The 20,178-nt window shown below is 37.0% G+C and carries 14 protein-coding genes and 3 pseudogenes; 13 read left to right on the forward strand and 4 right to left on the reverse strand.

Features of this window, described 5'->3' with window-relative positions; translation table 11 throughout:
• Window positions 1-6 precede the first annotated feature (6 nt).
• Window positions 7-1,491: pseudogene (locus tag ACN19N_RS07955) on the reverse strand (GMC family oxidoreductase N-terminal domain-containing protein); the annotation flags it as partial.
• Between the two features lie 340 nt (window positions 1,492-1,831).
• On the opposite strand from ACN19N_RS07955, the gene ACN19N_RS07960 reads away from it, so the two are divergent.
• Both ACN19N_RS07960 and ACN19N_RS07965 read left to right on the forward strand, forming a co-directional pair.
• The gene (locus ACN19N_RS07960) at window positions 1,832-2,593 is read left to right on the forward strand and encodes a hypothetical protein (RefSeq protein WP_420001055.1); all 762 of its coding nucleotides are present in this window, start codon (window positions 1,832-1,834) and stop codon (window positions 2,591-2,593) included.
• Window positions 2,594-2,870: 277 nt separating this feature from the next.
• Window positions 2,871-3,876 (forward strand): annotated as a pseudogene (locus ACN19N_RS07965) (helix-turn-helix domain-containing protein).
• 66 nt (window positions 3,877-3,942) lie between these two features.
• Here ACN19N_RS07965 and ACN19N_RS07970 read toward each other — a convergent pair.
• Entirely contained in the window at window positions 3,943-4,575 is a 633-nt protein-coding gene (locus ACN19N_RS07970) for a glutathione S-transferase family protein (protein WP_293746358.1), read from the reverse strand.
• Window positions 4,576-4,971: 396 nt separating this feature from the next.
• On the opposite strand from ACN19N_RS07970, the gene ACN19N_RS07975 reads away from it, so the two are divergent.
• Window positions 4,972-5,562 (forward strand): uracil-DNA glycosylase family protein, encoded by a 591-nt coding sequence (locus tag ACN19N_RS07975; protein WP_269228035.1) that lies wholly within the window; start codon window positions 4,972-4,974, stop codon window positions 5,560-5,562.
• Between the two features lie 24 nt (window positions 5,563-5,586).
• Window positions 5,587-6,210, forward strand: a complete 624-nt coding sequence (locus ACN19N_RS07980; RefSeq protein ID WP_269228034.1) for a class I SAM-dependent methyltransferase — start codon at window positions 5,587-5,589, stop codon at window positions 6,208-6,210.
• On the opposite strand, the pseudogene ACN19N_RS07985 reads toward ACN19N_RS07980, so the two are convergent.
• A pseudogene (locus ACN19N_RS07985) lies at window positions 6,207-6,695 on the reverse strand (pyridoxamine 5'-phosphate oxidase family protein). The gene ACN19N_RS07980 and the pseudogene ACN19N_RS07985 overlap by 4 nt on opposite strands.
• A 119-nt stretch (window positions 6,696-6,814) precedes the next feature.
• The gene (locus tag ACN19N_RS07990; protein WP_420001056.1) at window positions 6,815-8,326 is read right to left on the reverse strand and encodes a phospholipase D family protein; all 1,512 of its coding nucleotides are present in this window, start codon (window positions 8,324-8,326) and stop codon (window positions 6,815-6,817) included.
• A gap of 166 nt (window positions 8,327-8,492) precedes the next feature.
• Between ACN19N_RS07990 and ACN19N_RS07995 the strand changes: the two genes are divergently transcribed.
• The 9 genes from ACN19N_RS07995 to hchA all read left to right on the forward strand — a co-directional run bounded on the left by ACN19N_RS07995 (window position 8,493) and on the right by hchA (window position 20,100).
• Window positions 8,493-9,602 carry an S-(hydroxymethyl)glutathione dehydrogenase/class III alcohol dehydrogenase gene (locus ACN19N_RS07995; protein ID WP_420001057.1) on the forward strand — a complete coding sequence of 370 codons (1,110 nt, stop codon included), beginning with the start codon at window positions 8,493-8,495 and terminating at the stop codon, window positions 9,600-9,602.
• A 59-nt stretch (window positions 9,603-9,661) separates the two neighbouring features.
• Window positions 9,662-10,018: a winged helix-turn-helix domain-containing protein gene (locus ACN19N_RS08000; protein WP_269228031.1), complete on the forward strand. Its 357-nt coding sequence runs from the start codon at window positions 9,662-9,664 to the stop codon at window positions 10,016-10,018.
• A gap of 237 nt (window positions 10,019-10,255) precedes the next feature.
• On the forward strand, window positions 10,256-12,082 hold the full coding sequence (atzF, locus tag ACN19N_RS08005) for an allophanate hydrolase (RefSeq protein ID WP_420001058.1): 1,827 nt from the start codon (window positions 10,256-10,258) through the stop codon (window positions 12,080-12,082).
• A gap of 15 nt (window positions 12,083-12,097) precedes the next feature.
• Complete coding sequence (uca, locus tag ACN19N_RS08010; protein WP_420001059.1) at window positions 12,098-15,703, forward strand: urea carboxylase; 3,606 nt, start codon at window positions 12,098-12,100, stop codon at window positions 15,701-15,703.
• An 11-nt stretch (window positions 15,704-15,714) separates the two neighbouring features.
• Window positions 15,715-16,410, forward strand: coding sequence for a GntR family transcriptional regulator (locus ACN19N_RS08015; RefSeq protein WP_269228028.1), 696 nt, complete (start codon window positions 15,715-15,717; stop codon window positions 16,408-16,410).
• Between the two features lie 396 nt (window positions 16,411-16,806).
• On the forward strand, window positions 16,807-17,079 hold the full coding sequence (locus ACN19N_RS08020; RefSeq protein ID WP_420001060.1) for a hypothetical protein: 273 nt from the start codon (window positions 16,807-16,809) through the stop codon (window positions 17,077-17,079).
• 150 nt (window positions 17,080-17,229) lie between these two features.
• Window positions 17,230-18,114 carry an AraC family transcriptional regulator gene (locus tag ACN19N_RS08025; RefSeq protein WP_420001061.1) on the forward strand — a complete coding sequence of 295 codons (885 nt, stop codon included), beginning with the start codon at window positions 17,230-17,232 and terminating at the stop codon, window positions 18,112-18,114.
• Window positions 18,111-19,115, forward strand: coding sequence for an NAD(P)H-quinone oxidoreductase (locus ACN19N_RS08030; RefSeq protein ID WP_269239609.1), 1,005 nt, complete (start codon window positions 18,111-18,113; stop codon window positions 19,113-19,115). Before ACN19N_RS08025 ends, ACN19N_RS08030 begins: the two co-directional genes overlap by 4 nt.
• 106 nt (window positions 19,116-19,221) lie before the next feature.
• Window positions 19,222-20,100: a glyoxalase III HchA gene (gene hchA / locus ACN19N_RS08035; RefSeq protein ID WP_420001062.1), complete on the forward strand. Its 879-nt coding sequence runs from the start codon at window positions 19,222-19,224 to the stop codon at window positions 20,098-20,100.
• Window positions 20,101-20,178 lie beyond the last annotated feature (78 nt).

Genomic DNA, 20,178 nt, shown 5'->3' on the forward strand with positions numbered 1-20,178 from the left:
CACCTAATTAAATACGCGATTTTGTGCATCGATCACACCTTCTTCAGCCGAAGTTGCCATTGCACAGCCACCCATGCAATGTGCAGTAAAGGGAATATTAAAGAGTATTTCAGTTTTGGTTGTCATAGGATGCCCATTAAACATTTTGGCAACTTTTTCAGTAAAGGCATTTGCCTGTGGGATATAAACTGGTAAGGGCTGACCGTGTGAAGACAATGTTTTGCTAAAAGGCCACCACCAATTCCTTTTTAATTTCATTTGAATTGATGCATCAACCGTTTGCATGACTAAAAAGATAAGCGTCTGCTTTGCAAAGCCAAAAGGATTATTCATTTTCAAGAAGATTAGCGGATGGCAGATCAATGCCCATAACCATAACAAAATGCGTGACAAACCTGGTTTTCCACCGATGAGGTGAGTTGTAAGCAAACCCATCCCATCCGAACCTCGTTGATAGCGAGTTGCTTCGATATGAGTATTATGATCAAGATAAATGCTTGAACCAATCGCTACACCTTGACTCATATCAATCTCTTTCTCGAAGAAACGAACGCCTAAAATGGATTCAGCATTGGTACGTACTTGCGTACCTAATTGCTTGGAAATGTTGGGTAAAGTTTTATTATCTTTGAGACGTAGCAACAATTCTTGTGTTCCAAGCGATGAAGCTGAAAAAATGACGTTTTTAACCTGCCAAATACGCTTATTTCGATGTCCCCATTGAGTTGAATGAATTGTGGTTACAGCATAACCATCACTTCCATCAACTTTATTGTTTAGAGGGCGAATATCAATGACCTTCGTTTCAGCAAAAACTTTCGCGCCTTGTTTTTCAGCAAAGTACAAATAGTTTTTATCTAGGGTATTTTTAGCATTATGTTTACAGCCCGTCATACAGCCGCCACAAGCGGTGCAGGTTGAGCGGTCTGGACCTTTTCCATCGAAATAAGGATCGGGATAGGTTTTACCGCCTTGTTCACCTTGAGGAGGGAAGAAGGTTGCAACTCGTGTTGGCTTAAAGGTATGCCCAACACCGACAGCATCTCCCATTTTCTTGAGCATATGATCAGCAGGCCCAAATATTTTATTGTCCGTTACCCCCAACATTCTTTCTGCCTCAGCAAAATATTGAGGCATATTTTCTTTTAAGTGCGGAATTTTCCCCCAAGTACCTTCACTCCATACACTATCAGGAGGAACTAATAATGTATTGGCATAGGTGATAGAACCACCGCCGACAGCATTGCCACAGATAATTGCAACATGCCTAAAAATACGTAAATTAAAAAATCCAAAGAAATTTACAGCAGGGCGCCAGATCCATTTTGGGGTATTCCAATTGGTTTTGGGAAAATCTTTCGCTTCCCAACGTTTTCCCATTTCCATCACTGCGACGGAATATCCTTTTTCTGAAAGTCGATGTGCTGAGACACTTCCTTCAAATCCTAAACCAATAATGAGATAGTCAAAGTCATAATCGTCTTTAATCATTTGGGAAAACTCCTATATTTCAGCGATTTAAAATCTATCTGTGAGTTTGAACAATGACCATTTTTAAAGACTTTTTTGAAAAATGGAGTCGTACTAAAAGTGAGATAGATGAAGAAGCTGAAAATTTCCATTGAATGGTTTTAAAAGTTCATCGTGATTTATTATTTTGTTGTTTGCATAGCAGAAAAAGACAATCAATATTCATAAAGCGACATAAAATATTTTAGTGAAATGTAAATAGCCTAAGTAGATTTTGATAATTCTAAATAAATATTTGAAATATATTGCTTATTTTTTAATTTTATATAAGTCTTAATAAAAAATACTGAGGACTATTAAAGTGACATATTTAACTAAAGCATTAATCCGACAAGATATCGCAGGGGATTTAAAGGAGGAGTGTAATGCACATTTAGATACTTTGATTGCTCTCGCAGATGCAAAGGCTGAATATTATGCAGAAAAGATAAAAATTGATTTAATGTCGGCCGGTATTGGAGGTGATAAATCGTTTCCTGTACATTGCATACAATCATTTATTTATCACTCCAAGGCTTATAAGGCTGAAGATGAAAAATCTATTCGTAATGTCGTCAAAGACTCAATTAAGCGATTTGTTCATGAAAATAAAACAGAAGTTGTAACTACCATCCTATCGGGATACGTAAAAACCTTGTTCGGCTCATCTGGTCAAGCAGAACATAAAATTCAAAGAAATTTTGTAATTTTGGAAGGTGTTTCGATTATTCGATTAGATTTCGTTGGCTGGTCTCGTGTAGTGAGCCAATCTTTAATAAAAACTAAATGCGAGAAGATTGGTACGTTTGTTCTCTATAGATCTATAGTTGATATGAGCAAAGTATCGATAAATGATTTCATTTCTGTATATCAAGAAACAATTAGGGCTGAGAATGAAGATATTAGCTATGAAGAGATAATCCAAAAATGCCAAGAGTTGTACTATGCCTTTAATTCTCCAAACAGATCAAGAGGTTTGTTGATGTCTAAGGCAGTTCCAGCAATTGATGAAAGTGAATCTTTAGAAACAACCAAAGGTTATGAAGATACTGAGGTTTTTAGGAAAAACCTGATAATACTTTAGTAAATATAGAATATTAGTATTTACTACTCAATACAGATATCTTGTGAAATAAAAGTGATATTTATCAAAAAAATACGAAATAAAAATATTGTTTTTTGAGTACAAGTTAAGTAGTTTTTTTATGAAGTTAGGTAGGTTTTTCCATCACCTAACGAGGCTAACGACTGACACTCGGAAAGACGAGATGAAGCATAACGCTCACAGCAATGTGAGCGTTTTTAATGCCTTCAAAAATGTAATGTGTGTCTAGAATTTTGGTGACTATTGAAACAATCAAATTATCAAACACAAAGTCGCTCTGCTGAATTTAGCATAAGAACTCCAGAGCGTATCCAAAGCTTGTAAAGTCATGGGGATACCTTCTATCGCTATCAAGAACTAGCCAGCACTGGCAATATGGATGCACTCATCAATCAAAGTCGCAGAACTCCAAATTTAAAAAACCGAGTGGATGAGCAAACTGAACAAACTGTTGTTGATTTTGCAATCTAATATCCAGCTTATGGTCAGCATAGGACCAGTAATGAGCTACGTCAGATTGGCATCTTTGTATCTGGCAGCGGTGTACGCTCTATCTGGCTTAGACACAATCTTGAGAATTTCAAAAAGCGATTAAAGGCACTTGAAATGAAAGTTGCTCAAGAAGGTATTCAGTTGAATGATCAGCAGATTTCTGCATTATAACGTAAACATGAAGATGATTTTGCTTGTGGTGAAATTGTAACGCATCATCTAGGATACCTTGGAGCGCAAGATACTTTGTATGTCGGAAATCTAAAAGGCGTTGGTCGTATTTATCAGCAAACTTTTATATACCTATAGCAAAGTGGTCATTGTAAGCTGTACACAACCAATACGCCTATTACAGCCGCAGATTTATTGAATGACCGAGTGTTGCCATTCTATGAGTCCCAAGAATTGCCAGTGCTTCGTATTCTGACTGACAGAGGTACAGAATATTGCGGTAAAGTTGAACATCATGATTATGAGCTTTATTTAGCGCTGAATGATATTGATCACACTAAAACGAAAGCAGCCTCACCACAAACAAATGGAATATGCGAGTGCTTCCATAAGACGATCTTTCAGGAGTTTTATCAGATTACTTTTCGAAAGAAACTTTATAGTTCATTAGAAGAGTTACAGCTTGATCTAGGCGGTTGGCTGAAATTCTATAATACTGAACTAATCCATCAGGGCAAGGTGTGCAATGGCAGAACACCATTTGCAACATTACTTGATGGAAAACGTAGTTGGGCTGAAAGAATTTAGCTCAAATTTAACCTGACAGTCTTAAGCAAATATCGATAACTGTCAGATCAGGTTTGAGCTAATACATTTTATCGTTTTTAGATAACTACACCATTTTGTTCAATTTTTACGGCGGCTTTCCAACTTGGTAGAGAACTCAAATGTTCGACATAGCTTTTGATATGGGGATATCTTTCACCTTGTTTCATATGATGAATTAACCCGTGAAGTGCAAACCCCATCATAAAGTCTGCGCCAGTTAAACGATCGTCTACTAAAAATAATTTATCTTTTAAATAATCATTTAAATATCCAAAAACTTTATCAAACTCGATTTGAGTATAGTTTTCTAGAAATGCTAATTTTGTGCCGTGTTTAGTTTCTATTTGATTAAACGTTTTTAATAAAAATGGCACCATTGCTGAGCTTTCTGCGAAGTGAATCCATTGTAGGTAATCTGCATAACTAGCTGCATCTGTATCTGGTGCTAGATGTGGTGCAAGTCTTTGAATTAGTAACTCTACGATAGCCCCTGATTCTGCAATGACTTTACCTTGCCATTCAATCACGGGAGATTTCCCTAGAGGGTGAATATTTTTTAATGACTCAGGTGCCAAATGCGTTTTTTTGTCACGGTAATAGTGTTGCAATTGATACGGTTGTTTGATTTCTTCTAGTAACCACAAAATGCGGAAAGAACGTGATTGGTCTAAGTGATGTAATGTGATCATAATGATTCCTGTCTTAAAAACTTTATGGGAAATTTCCCTAAATTTTACGGTTTACAATATACACTTAAGTCAAATCATATTGCTGTTTATCTACTTATGAATAACAATCCAAATGGTATAGCAAATGTGAAAAATCAGATGTTTTCAATATTTAGAGTGATACATCAATGTAGAAAACCGCTTTAAAGAGTGGTTTTTTATTGCTGCATTGCTCAATCTGTTAATGTTAATTCAGTAAAATCAGAACGAAATCAAAGAAAAAAATATTGAGAATATTTTGCGGAAATTTTGTGAAGATTATTTTTTTGAGCATAAAAAGAGCTAAGCAACAAACTTGAAAATTCTATAAAATAATGAAAAATTTGTACTCAATTTTAAAATTGGTTCTGTATATAAATGACTGATATAGAAATAGAAACTCACCCATTACAACCATTTTTACCACATAATGCCAAACTACTGATGTTAGGGAGTTTTCCACCACCTCAGAGCCGATGGAAAATGGATTTTTACTATCCAAACTACCAAAATGATATGTGGCGTATATTTGGGCTCATTTTTTTCGAAGATAAAGATCACTTCTTAGATTTACCAAATAAGCGTTTTAAAGAACAACAAATTCGTGATTTTCTCACAAAGATTGGAATAGCAATATTTGATACGGCTTATCAAGTGAAACGACTGCAAGGCAATGCTTCTGATAAATTTTTAGAAATTGTTACGGTAACTGATTTATCACAATTGCTTGGGAAAATTCCAATGTGTCATACGATTATGACCACAGGAGATAAAGCAACTGATACTTTGATGCAGCATTTTCCTGAACAAATAAACAAACCCATGATTGGGCAATCAGTACAAGTGAATTATGCCAATCGTGAACTGAATTTGTATCGCTTGCCGTCATCTTCACGGGCCTATCCGTTGGCATTAGACAAAAAAGCGGATGCTTATCAACAATTTTTTCAAGCGATTGGGTTGGTTTAAATATATAAAAAATAGGGGAATTATATGAATGATGTATCTAGTTCAATTGATTTAAGAAACTACGAAGATGCTTTGGAATGGCAAGAGACGGCAAATGTAAAACGCCCATGGCGAAAAGATTTTTTTGATTATTATGTAGAGTTAATAAGAACTTATCATTCTGATCCATGTCACATATTGGAATTAGGTTCTGGTCCAGGTTTTCTAGCTCAACATTTGTTGTCGCAGTTAGATCATATCGAATATACGGCGTTTGATTTTTCTGAAGTCATGCATCAGCTTGCACAAAACAAGTTGAATGTATCAGAACTATCTCGAACAAAATACTTTGTTGGAAATTTTAAAGAATCTAATTGGCAAAATGCTTTAGATCGAAAATATGATTTTATTATCATCCATCAAGCACTGCATGAACTTCGACACAAACAATATGCAGCTAATTTTCATAAGATCGTCAGAACTTTGTTGAATCCTGATGGCATCTATTTAGTTTGTGATCATTTGTGCGCGCCCCATGTAATGCAAAATGATCAACTCTATATGAATAAACAAGAGCACTTGGATGCGCTTAGCCAAGCATCTTTTCAAGAGATCAAGATGCCATTGGAAATAGAAGGGTTATGTTTATTCGAAATGAGTTTGAGTTAAATTAAATGCTCCATCATTTTTGGATATCTAATCCAGCGGAATTCATTGATTTTGATGTCACGAACATGTGTAAATTCAGACCAGATAAGTTGACTTCCTTTTGTCCATTGTAATGGTTGAATACGGCGAGCTATAGCGAATCGTTCTTCTCTATTTGCTGGGCGTAAGTCTCCGATCTCTACATATAAGCGTACACCAGGATAATCTGTGAAACTGCCTTGAATGAGTGAGCTTAACCAAAACCACTTACTGCTATTGATTGCTTGAATACATGCTTTTGAGTTTTGACCTAAATTAGTACTTAATTTTTCTGTGAAAGTATCAAAAAAATAACCTGTTTGATCTTTATTTAAAAAAACTGTGCCGATAGGTGTAATTGAAGGTTGACCAAATTGATCGACTGTTGCAATCGAGGAATGTAGGGAAGCCTTTTGTGCTGCTTTGAAGACTTGTTAGATGTTTTTCCAGTTTTTTTCTGAAATCATCGCTTTATCCTTGTTATTGTTTATTCATATAATAATTAGCATATATAGACTTAAAGAAAATAGTCTTTAGTTGAGAATAAATTGTCAATTTAGTCAATCAGAATAGATCGATCAGTATCTTACATCATCCACTCAATTGGAAAATAGGAAACAAACTTGGTACTAAATCTTTGAAAATTTGTACTTTCAGGATCATGGTAATGTTTTACGATTTCGCCATTTTGTTTATGTTCATACCAAACGATATTGCCATTTGAGTCAAGTTTAAGTTGATAAGCAACTTGAAGTAAGTGTTGATCAAGTAATGCCGTAATTTGATTTTGTAGCTGATCGGATTCAACCACTAAACCGACTTCGGTGTTTAAATAAGCTGATCTTGGGTCAAAATTAAATGAACCAATAAAAACCTTACCATCTACATCAAAAAATTTAGCATGCAAACTCGAACGATTTTTACATTTTACAGAAATCACACTACCAGTTGCAATTTCGTACCATGTTCGCTTTGTTCGTTCAATATTGGGTTTAAATTCGTAAAGTTGAACTCCATTTTGCAAGAGTGGCTTACGATATTTACTATAAAACGAATGAACGACAGCAACATCATTTGCAACTAAACTATTGGTTAGTACACGAACTTTAATCCCATTGTTCGAAAGTTGGCTTAAATATTCTGTTCCACGTTGTGTTGGAACAAAATAAGCAGAAACCAGTTCCATATGTTGTTCAGGTTTACCTAAGATTTTGAGCATTTGATACGAAATCAGTTCTTGATCTTTTGCCTGACCTAAGATTTTATTGGGATGATCGGCAACGAAATGTGCCTTTGCCCATTGAATAGGATAATGCTGAAGACGTTCTTTTAAAAAGTCTTGTGCAGATTCAAGTTTATTTTCTGTCCAAGTATTGGTCTGATCAAGTTGTTCAAATTTTTGTCTAAGTTGCTCAAGCTGTTGAGGTTGCCCAGTACCGATCAATTGTGTCGTTGAATAACTTAAATCATTATCCCAAAACGCTTTAAAGCTTTGTTCTGCATGATAAACTGCGCTGCCATAGAATAAAATATCCATATCACTAAATTGAAAATAGTTACTGGCTTCAAAATACTCACTACTAATATTGCGTCCACCTGTAATGGCAATTGCATCATCGGCGATCAGCAGTTTATTGTGCATACGATGATTAATTTTATTCAATCGGAATAGATAATCAATCACTCTTAAATGTCTAAATTTATAGGGATTAAAAATCCTAATTTCAAAGTTTGGATGTTGTGAGAGTGCCCTCAAAGTTTTATCTAGTTTTATGCCATTTTGATCATCAATGAGTAATCGAATTTTTACGCCTCTGTCGGCAGCATTCAGTAACTCATGCAATATGAGATTGCCAATCGCATCGTCTTTCCAAATATAATATTGTAAATCAATTTGATATTTGGCATTTCGAATCAAGTGGATACGAGAAGCAATGCTAAGAAAAGCATCATCAAGCGCTAAAAAGGCAGTCAAACCCTGTTTAATATTGAGGTCAGCTTGAGGGTCATTCATCCACTTTGTTTTCACTGGCAAAGCATCGCTCCGTTTAGGATTTTGATTAGGCGGCAAAGCACAGGCACTTAAACTCAATACCATAACAATCGATATCGTTTTAAGGTGGTATAGATTCTTTATCATTTTTATCGTGAAATGTTGTCTACTTGTGTAAAGATAGCACTACATCTACTTGAAGATGTTGAATATCAGCATAAAATCAGTTAACTGTTACACAAACATAAAACATGACTATAAGGATGAAGGTATGAAATCACGTGCAGCTGTTGCTTTTGCCGCTGGTCAACCATTACAAATTGTAGAGCTAGATGTTGAACCGCCAAAAGCAGGTGAAGTGCTTATCAAAATTACCCATACAGGTGTATGTCATACAGATGCTTTCACTTTATCAGGTGATGATCCTGAAGGTGTTTTTCCAGCTGTATTAGGTCATGAAGGTGCAGGCGTAGTCGTTCAAGTTGGTGAAGGCGTAACGAGTGTTGCAGTGGGTGATCACGTCATTCCGCTATACACAGCAGAGTGTAACGAATGTTTATTCTGCAAATCAGGTAAAACCAATCTCTGTGTTGCCGTTCGTGCAACCCAAGGTAAAGGTGTGATGCCTGATGGAACAACGCGTTTCTCTTATAATGGTCAACCAATTTATCACTATATGGGATGTTCAACTTTCAGTGAATATACGGTTGTGGCGGAAGTATCTTTGGCAAAAATTAATCCAGAAGCAAATCATGAACAAGTATGTTTGTTAGGTTGTGGTGTGACGACAGGAATTGGTGCAGTACACAATACTGCTAAGGTTCAGGAAGGCGATAGTGTTGCTGTGTTCGGTTTGGGCGGAATTGGTCTTGCTGTTGTGCAAGGCGCACGCCAAGCTAAAGCTGGGCGTATTATTGTAGTCGATACCAATCCTGATAAATTTGAACTCGCAAAACAATTTGGTGCAACTGACTTTTTAAATCCAAAAGATTATGAGCAACCGATTCAGCAAGTAATTGTTGAAATGACAGGTTGGGGGGTTGATCATTCTTTTGAATGTATTGGAAATACTAATGTCATGCGCTCAGCATTAGAATGTGCTCATCGTGGTTGGGGACAATCAGTGATTATTGGCGTTGCTGGTGCAGGACAGGAAATTTCAACTCGCCCATTCCAATTGGTGACAGGTCGTAAATGGATGGGAACTGCTTTTGGTGGGGTAAAAGGGCGTTCACAATTACCAAAAATGGTTGAAGATGCAATGAAAGGTGAAATCCAACTTGCGCCATTTGTGACGCATACCATGTCGCTTGAAGAAATTAATGATGCTTTTGATCTAATGCACGAAGGTAAGTCGATTCGTACAGTGATTCATTTTTAATTGTGAATGTTTCGATTTGATGATGTGTCGTGCATCATCAAATCTTTGAGTATAAGTTGATGTCCAAACCACGTTTAAAATTACATGTCCGAATCTTAGCTGAGGAGCAAATTGCTTTTGGTCCAGGTAAAGCTGAATTACTCGAAGCAATTCAACGTACAGGCTCAATTTCTCAAGCCGCAAAATCTATGAATATGAGTTATCGTCGAGCTTGGCAACTTGTAGATACCATGAATCAATGTTTTCATTCACATCTTGTTGAAACACAAACTGGTGGTACGCACGGTGGCGGTGCATTAGTAACAGAGCTAGGGCAAGTGGTATTAAAAAAATATAGAGCAATGGAGCAACAAGCTACTCAAACTTTAGCCTCAGAGTTTGAGGAGTTATCCAACTATCTAAAAATAAAACAATAAACTATAAGAATAATTGATTAAATCTGAATTTGAGCAACTTTTGATAAACAAAAATGCTCTTTGCTAAGTTTTGGAGCATTTGCATTAAAACAAAGCCTTTTAAGCACCAAGATTAAAGTTAGTAAAAACAATATATCTATAAAATAATATAAACACCTGATTTAAATATATAAAATAAATTGGCATGGATTCTGCATTTTAAAAATTCAAACTTGTATACAAGATGGGATTCATAAAATGCATGAAGTAAAAACTTTAGGTTGGACAATTTCAGAGTGGCAAACGGCTTATTCAAAAAATGAGATTCAACTTGATACTTTAAAAGATTTAGTTGCATCAATTAATCCTCAAGACAATGCATGGATTTCAATTGCGACGGTAGAACAGATTGAACAGCAAATTCAAGTTCTCGATGAGTTAAGTAAAGAAGCTGAAAGTTTAGAAAAAAAATTTCCACTCTACGGTGTTCCATTTGCAGTAAAAGATAATATTGATGTTGCAGGGTTTGTAACTACCGCAGCTTGTAAAGCTTTAACTACTGTTGCAGCACAAGATGCTGAAACAGTACGTTTGTTGAAGCAAGCGGGAGCGATTGTAATTGGTAAAACCAACCTTGATCAGTTTGCAACGGGTTTAGTGGGAACGCGTTCACCTTTTGGTGCTTTACCAAACAGTTTTAAACCTGAATATATCAGTGGTGGTTCAAGTTCTGGTTCTGCAAGTGTTGTTGCTCGTGGATTTGTCCCATTTGCATTGGGTACAGATACAGCAGGTTCTGGACGTGTGCCCGCAGCGTTTAACAATATTGTTGGTCTGAAACCAACCAAAGGGCGGTTTTCAAATCGTGGTTTATTGCCTGCTTGTAAAAGTCTAGATTGTATTTCGATCTTTGCCTTAACCGTTGTAGATGCAGACTTGGTTGCAAATGTTTTAGAAGCATATGATCCGTTGGACAGCTATTCTCGTAAGCATCCAAAGAATGTTCCAGCGCATTTCTCTAGCAAATTAAAATTTGCCATTCCAGAAAAGCTAAATTTCTTTGGTGATGAGCAATCAGAAAAAGTATTCCAGCAAACAATCCAATTACTTGAGTCATTAAACGCTGAGATCACTAAAATTGATTTTTCAGATTTTGAGCAACTTGCAGCGCAACTATATCAAGGTTCATGGGTGGCAGAACGTACCGCAGCCGTTGACGATTTACTCAACAGCAATACTGAGGATTTTGATCCAACGGTATTAGAAATTATTAAAAACGGCGAAAAATATTCAGCGGTGGATGCTTACAATGCAGAATATTTAAAACAAGATTTAGCTCGAAAAATCCAACAAAAATTGGCTGACTTTGATGCCTTAATTGTTCCAACCGCACCCACAATTTATACCATTGAGCAGCTTCAACAAAATCCGATTGAATATAACGCTCATTTGGGAACATATACCAATTTTACTAATTTAGCCGATCTGAGTGCTTTGGCATTGCCAGCAGGATTTAGAGCAGATCATTTACCATTTGGTATCACTTTAATTGCGCCAGCTTGGCACGATGCAGCATTAGTTCATTTTGGTAAAGCTTGGCAAAACTACCTTGCACTGAAATTAGGGGCATTGGATAAAACGCTACCTTTAAGTTCTGCTACACCTATTTCGCAACATCATATTCGTGTTGCAGTCGTCGGTGCTCATTTAACAGGTATGCCATTAAATTTCCAACTCACCACACGTGATGCCGTACATATCGAAACCACAACGACCTCTAAAAATTATGCGCTGTACGCATTGAACGGTACTGTTCCACCAAAACCCGGCTTAGCACGTCAGCAAGATGGACAAAGCATTATTGTTGAACTTTGGGATGTCCCAACTGCTCGATTTGGTGAATTTGTGGCTGAAATTCCGACACCTTTAGGCATGGGTAATGTCGAACTAGAAGATGGGCGCTGGGTGAAAGGTTTTATCTGTGAGCCTTATGGCATAGATGATGCAGAGAATATTAGTCATTTTGGTGGATGGAGAGCCTATATCCAGCATCGTAACAGTCAAGCAGCAAACACAGCGAATTAATTAGGGGAAATCATCATGTTTAAAACTGTACTTATTGCAAACCGTGGTGAAATTGCTGTTCGAGCGATTCGCACACTTAAAAAATTAGGTGTAACCAGTGTTGCTGTGTATTCGGATAGTGATCGTTATGCACAACATGTTGAAGATGCTGATATTGCAATTGCTTTAGAAGGTTTAAAACCAGCCGATACTTATTTGAGTATCGAAAAATTGATTCAGGCAGCTAAACAAACTGGCGCAGAGGCAATCTTTCCGGGGTATGGCTTTCTTTCTGAAAGTGCTGATTTTTCCCGTGCCTGTGAGGAAAATAACATTGCCTTTATGGGGCCAACGGCCGAGCAAATTTTAGAGTTTGGTTTAAAACATCGTGCTCGTGAATTGGCTGCTGCAGCCAATGTGCCGATGACTTCGGGAACAGGATTGTTGGATAGTTTAGAAGATGCACTGACTGCCGCAGATCGTATTGGCTATCCAATTATGCTGAAAAGCACCGCTGGTGGTGGTGGTATTGGTTTGACCCGTTGTGATACGCCACAAGCCTTAACCGATGCATACGAAAGTGTAAAACGTTTGGGCGAACAATTCTTTAAGGATGCAGGCGTATTTATTGAATGCTTTATTGATAAAGCACGTCATGTTGAGGTACAAATTTTTGGTGATGGAAAAGGGCAAGTCGTTGCCTTTGGTGAGCGTGATTGTTCTTTGCAACGTCGTAACCAAAAAGTAGTAGAGGAAACGCCTGCCGCAAATTTACCTGAAGCGACACGTAAAAAACTGCATCAGGCAGCGGTAGAACTGGGGAAATCCGTTAATTATCGTAGTGCGGGAACGGTTGAGTTTATTTACGATGCCAATCGAGATGAGTTTTATTTTCTAGAAGTGAATACACGCTTACAGGTTGAGCATCCAGTCACTGAGATGGTGACAGGTTTAGACTTAATTGAATGTATGCTCAAAGTGGCTGCTGGTGATGAACTTGATTGGGCATATCTCAGCAATATTCAGCCGAAAGGTGCAGCGATTGAGGTTCGTGTTTATGCCGAAGATCCTGTAAAAAATTTCCAACCAAGTCCCGGTGTGTTGACTGAAGTCACCTTTCCAGAGGGAACACGTGTTGATACTTGGGTTAAAACAGGCACAGAGATTTCTCAATACTTCGACCCAATGATTGCCAAGATTATTGTACATGCTGATGATCGTGCTAGTGCTATCGAAAAATTAAAGAATGTGTTGGCTGAAACTCGCTTAAATGGCATCAGCACAAACTTGGATTACGCACGTGCCATCGTTTCAGATCAGCGCTTTGAATCTATGCAAATTTGGACAAGAATGTTAGATGATTTCAACTACACGCCAAACGTAATTGAAGTGGTTCAAGCAGGAACATTGAGTTCAATTCAAGATTATCCGGGTCGTACAGGCTATTGGGATATTGGTGTACCACCATCGGGTCCAATGGATGATTATGCATTTCAGCTTGCCAATCGTATTGTTGGAAATGATGCTAAAGCCGCAGGTTTCGAGTTTACCTTAGTTGGTCCGACTTTAAAGTTCCATACAGATACGATTATTGCTTTGGCGGGTGCAAGCTGTACTGCTTTGTTAGATGATCAGGAAATTGATTTTTGGAAACCTATTGAAGTTAAAGCAGGACAAATTCTAAAAATCGGTCAAGTTGAATCAGGTTGCCGTACATATTTAGCAGTACGAAATGGTTTGGATGTTCCAGTATATTTGGGCAGTCGCTCTACCTTTGCGCTTGGTAATTTTGGTGGTCATGCAGGTCGCACCTTACGTGTCGGCGACATGATTAAAATGGTTGATCCAGCATTTGCGAGTGCAGAACTGCCACTTGCTCATGATATGCCTCAAGCATTGTCGACTGACTTGATTCCGGAATACACCAATGAATGGGAAATTGCGGTGTTATATGGTCCGCATGGCGCACCAGATTTCTTTAAACCTGAATATGTAGATGAGTTTTTTGTATCAGAGTGGACGGTGCACTTTAACTCAAATCGTTTAGGTGTACGTTTATCAGGACCAACGCCAAGCTGGGCTAGAGAAAATGGCGGTGAAGCAGGTTTACACCCATCCAATGTCCATGACTGTGAATATGCGATCGGTGCAATTAACTTCACAGGCGATTTCCCTGTGATTCTAGCGAAAGATGGTCCAAGCTTAGGCGGTTTCGTTTGTCCTGTTACGATTGCCAAAGCAGAACTTTGGAAAGTTGGACAGCTAAAAGCTGATGATAAAATTCGCTTTTATCCAATTACGGTTGAACAAGCCAATGAACTTGAACGTCAGCAAATTGAAAATATCCAAAACTTTGCAGAAGCAAGCAAAGTTGTAGAAACGATTGAGCCAGTTCAAGAGGTTGTCAGTACGATTTTGGCACAACGTGAACCAACTGAATTGTCGCCAAAAACAGTGTATCGCCAAGCAGGTGATAGTTATATTCTCTTAGAGTATGGCGAAAATGTTTTAGATTTAGCTTTACGTTTACGTGTGCATCAATTGATTCAAATGATTCGTGATGCAAAAATTGCAGGCGTATTGGAACTGTCACCGGGTGTTCGTTCACTACAGATTAAATACGATGGCTTAGTAATTCCACAGTCACAATTGATTGCTCAATTAATTCAACTCGAAGAAGAGATGGGTGATCTCAGCCAATTAAAAATCCCATCTCGGATCGTAGATTTGCCGATGGCATTTGAAGATAGTGCAACTTTAGGAGCTGTAGAACGCTATCAAGAAAGTGTTTGCTCTAAAGCACCGTGGTTGCCAAACAACGTTGATTTTATCCAACGTATTAATGGTTTGGCAGATCGAAATGAAGTTAAAGATATTATTTTTGATGCGAACTATTTAATTCTTGGCTTGGGTGATGTGTATTTAACGGCACCTTGTGCTGTGCCAATCGATCCACGCCATCGTTTACTCAGTTCTAAATATAATCCAGCACGTACCTTTACAGCAGAGGGAACAGTTGGTATTGGTGGTATGTACATGTGTATCTACGGCATGGATTCACCGGGCGGCTATCAATTAATTGGGCGTACACTACCAATCTGGAATAAGTTTAAGAAAAACAAACAATTTGGCGATAAACAATGGTTCTTACAATTCTTTGATCAGATCAAATATTTTGAGGTGACAGAAGAAGAACTCAATCAATGGCGTGCTGACTTTGAAAATGGTCGTGCTGAGATCAAGATTGAAGAAACAGAGTTCGATTATGCGGATTATGTACAATTCTTAGATGATGAAGCTGAAAGTATTGCTGAGTTTAGAGCTAAGCAACAACAAGCGTTTACTTATGAAGTTGATCGCTGGAAAGAGGAGTTTGCAGCTCAACCTGAAGAACAGATTCAAGAAAATAACTACTCTGATTACAGTCATTTAGCATCGTTAAATGCATCAATGACAGGTAATATCTGGAAAATTTTTGTTGAACATGGTCAAGAGGTTAAAAAAGGTGAAACTGTTGCTATTATTGAAGCAATGAAAATGGAACTTCCTGTTTATGCAGAAGAAGATGGAATTGTAAAAGCCATTATTTGTAGAGCAGGGCAAACTGTACATAGTGGTGAACCACTGGTTTATATGGAATAAGGCAAGGTTGCATGAAAGAAATCAAAATAAAAACAACAAAAAGCTCAGACAATTTGTCTGAGCTGGTTTACCAACGCATCAAGAATGATATCTTTGATTTCAAACTGATGCCGGGTGAACGTTTCACTGAATCTGAAGTTGCAAAAGCCTATGATGTAAGTCGTACCCCAATCCGACAAGCGCTGTATCGTTTGCAACAAGAGGGTTATGTTGATGTGAGTTTCCGTAGCGGTTGGCAAATTCGACCGCTTAATTTTCGTTATTATGAAGAACTTTATGATGTGAGGATCGTATTAGAAAAAGATTCGATTCGTAAACTTTGTCAGATGGATCATCAAAACTCGGTTGAATTATCTGTTTTAAAAGATTTATGGTTGATTGAACCTCATCAATACCTAAAAGACATTAAACAACTGTCACAACAAGATGAAGATTTCCATTGCGCTTTAGTTCGTGCCTCTGGAAATAATGAAATGGCGAGAATTCATCGTGATTTGAGTGAGCGAATCCGCATTATTCGTCGTTTAGATTTCTCTAAAGATTATCGCGTTGAAGCCACTTATCAGGAGCATCAAAAAATACTGGGTTATATTTTTAATCGTAAAGTAGATGAAGCCATTCAGGCGATTGAAGCACATATCATGCAAAGTCGTGATGAAGTGAAAAAAATTACTTTACAAATGTTGGATTCGAGTCAGTTTTATTAGAGTATATTATTTATCTATATTAATTAACCAAAAAGCAAGTTGGGATCAACTTTGATGGAAAAATATATTATTAACTCGCCCGATGATTTTAATGATTATGACTGGGAATATGAAGCAAAAGGGTGTTTGCAAGTTGAAGTTACAATTTTAAAGGACTCTTATACTTTTAACTTTTATGATATACGAAGAATTTATAGTATTGAGAGTAACAACTTTTTTGGAGACCATTGTTTTTATGATAAAAACCTCGTTTTATTATCAAATGTTAATTTCAATAATATTAAATATTTTCTGGATAAGATATTGAAAAATAATGAATTATGCTATTTTATTAAAAATTAATTTATAAGAATCGAAATGAAAAACTAAACATGCATGAAAAATAAAAGAGTTGGAATGGAAGAATTATCAAAAGAAAGCTTGGATGAAATTTTGGAACGTTGTTTAAATGCAACCGATGGGCCATGGATTTCTTATGTAGAAGGTCGAGACCATGAATCAGGATCTAGTTTTATTATGACAAATGGAGATGATATTGAATTAATGGGTGCAATGGTTGCTGACCAAGATTTTATTGCTCATGCAAAACAAGATATTCCAAAATTAGTGTCAGAAATTTTCAGACTCAGATCAATTCTTGGTTTAGATGACAAACCTAATAACTTATAAAAATTTAATTAGTATTTTTAGTAAGATATTGAAATCATAATATAGACATTAAAAACTATCTTTTCTATGCCTAATCCTGCATAAAATTAACATCTTTTTTGATTTTTCTATTTAATAATACAGATCACATTTCAAATCATCAGATGAAACATGATGAATGATCAAATACTTAGCTCACTTTTTCTAAAACTCGTTGCTAAAGAAGGCTTCTTTGCTACGGCGATAGATGGCATCACTTTGATGCGTGTAGATCACAACACACCACCATTAGCCGTATTGCAAGAACCGACCTTAGTTTTTGTTTTACAAGGCAGTAAACGTGGTTATATCGGAACTGAAACCCATGCATTTCAGCAAGGTGAATGCCTAATCGTCTCTGTGTTTATGCCATTTGATTGTGATACGGTTGCGAGTCCTGAATTGCCTATGATTGCGGTGAGCATGAAACTAGAGGCGGATACGGTAAATGAGTTGTTGGCAAAAACATATTTTGAAAATGAGCAATTTAAACCACTCACTACAGGCATGAGTGTAATTCAATATGATCAAACAATTTCGAATGTTCTAATACGACTATTAAAAACATTAGGTTCAGAACAAGATAGCTTGGTTTTAGGTGAACAAATTAAACGAGAATTATTGTACCGAGTGATTCAACATTCGGGTGCAGATGCTTTAATAGGATTAGTCGCTCAAGGCAATTTACGACCAATTTATAAAATTTGTGAATATATTCAACATCATTTTACAGAAAAATTAACAGTGGAAATGCTTGCTGAACAATCCAATATGAGTATTTCATCATTTCATAAGGCATTCAAACAAGTCACATTACATTCACCGTTACAGTATCTCAAAGTTACACGGTTGCATAAGGCAAAACAAATGTTGCAAAACGAAAACGAAAGCGTTGCTCAAGCAGCTTATGCTGTTGGTTATCAAAGCTCATCTCAATTTAGTCGAGAGTTTAAAAAGCAGTTTGGTTTTTCTCCTAATCAGACTGAAGTAAATAGAGAAGGAATGAGTAAGTCATGAATCAAAATAGTAGAGAACAAATGAAATATATTGAAATTACTGAAGCTGGTGGTCCTGAAGTTCTAAAAGTTGTGCACGGTGACAAACCTGAGATTAAAGAAGATGAAGTATTGATTGAAGTCTATGCCACTGGGATCAATCGCCCTGATATTTTGCAACGACAGGGGCTTTATCCAATGCCGAAAGGCGTAACGCAGATTCCAGGATTGGAGGTTGCTGGGATCATTGCACAAATTGGTTCAAAAGTAGAAAAATTTAAAGTCGGTGATAAAGTCTGCGCGCTGACCAATGGTGGAGGATATGCAGAATACTGTACTGTCCCAGCAAATCAAACTTTAGCGATTCCAAAAAATCTGAGCTTTATTGAAGCAGCAGCTATTCCAGAAACTTATTTCACAGTATGGGCAAATCTATTTCAGATCGGGCAGTTGAAAAAGAACGAAAGTGTTCTGATTCACGGAGGAGCGAGTGGAATTGGCTCTACAGCGTTGAGTTTATGTCATGCCATGGGGATTCAAACTTTTTCCACGGTGGGCAGTGACGAGAAAGCTGAAAAATTAAGCTCTATTTCGACAGTTATTAATTATAAGAAGCAAGATTTTGAACAAGAAATTTTGTCACGTACAGATCAGCAAGGCGTTGATGTGATCTTGGATATTATTGGTGCTGCTTACTTTAATCAGAATCTGAGATTGCTAAAAAGAGATGGGCGACTGGTAATTATCGGATTTATGGGCGGTCGAAAAGTAGATGGTTTTGATATTCAAGAACTCATGCTAAAACGCGCTGTGGTGACTGGTTCAACGATGCGTGCCCGAACCAATGATGAAAAAGCAAAAATTACCCAAGAATTGGAACAGTTTGTCTGGCCACTAATCGAAACAGATCAATGTAAACCAATTATTTATAAGACTTTTGCATTTGAAGAGGTTGCAGCAGCGCACCAATGTCTGGAAAGCAGTGAACATATTGGAAAAGTGGTACTCGAAATTAAATCGTAATTTTGCCTGATTGTATTCATTCCATGCCTATTTATACATCAAGCTTGAGAATGATCACCTAGAAAAGCAATATGTAAATCAAACATATCCTACGAGGAATTTGAAGATGACAACAAATATAGATGATCGCAACCCAACCCCAGATTTAGCAGAAGATAATGCTTTTTTTCCATCACCTTATTCTTTAAGTCAGTATACAGCTCCTAAAACGGATTATGATGGAACCACTTACCCGAATCCATATGAAGGTGATAAAAAGATTCTTATGATTGCAACGGATGAACGTTATATCTTGATGCAAAATGAGAAATTCTTTTCTACAGGAAATCATCCCGTAGAAATGTTGTTACCGATGTTTCATTTGGACAATGCTGGTTTTGCCTTTGATGTTGCAACCTTGTCAGGCAATCCAGTCAAACTTGAAATGTGGGCAATGCCAAAAGAAGAGCAAGTGGTTTTGGATACCTATCACAAGTATGAAAAACAACTGAAATCACCACTTAAATTAGCTGATATTTTAGATCAAGCTTTAAGTGCTGAATCACCTTATGCTGGTATTTTCATTCCAGGTGGACATGGTGTTTTAGCTAAAATCCCTGAGAGTAAGGAAGTTAAGGCTTTATTAAAATGGGCAGTGGATAATGACAAATATGTGATTACTTTATGTCATGGTCCAGCTTCTTTATTGGCAGCCGCAGTTAATGAAAGTCCAAATGATTATATTTTTAAAGGCTATCAAGTCTGTGTTTTTCCAGATTCATTAGATAAAGGTGCCAATATTGATATTGGATATATGCCAGGACAATTGCCGTGGCTCGTCGGTGAAAATTTAGAAAAACTTGGTGTAGAAATCTTAAATAAAGGCATTACTGGGCAAGTACACCAAGATCGAAAACTGTTAACGGGCGATAGTCCATTAGCTTCTAATAATTTAGGTAAACTTGCCGCTGAAACTTTATTGGCTGATCCAAATCTTAAAACATAATCTGTTTTATGAGTTTAAAGCCCAATTCAATATTGGGCTTTTTCTTGAGCAAAATTTAAAATTTGTAAGTTAGCTGAC

The organism is Acinetobacter sp. LF10 (assembly GCF_048585715.1).
GTDB lineage: Bacteria > Pseudomonadota > Gammaproteobacteria > Pseudomonadales > Moraxellaceae > Acinetobacter.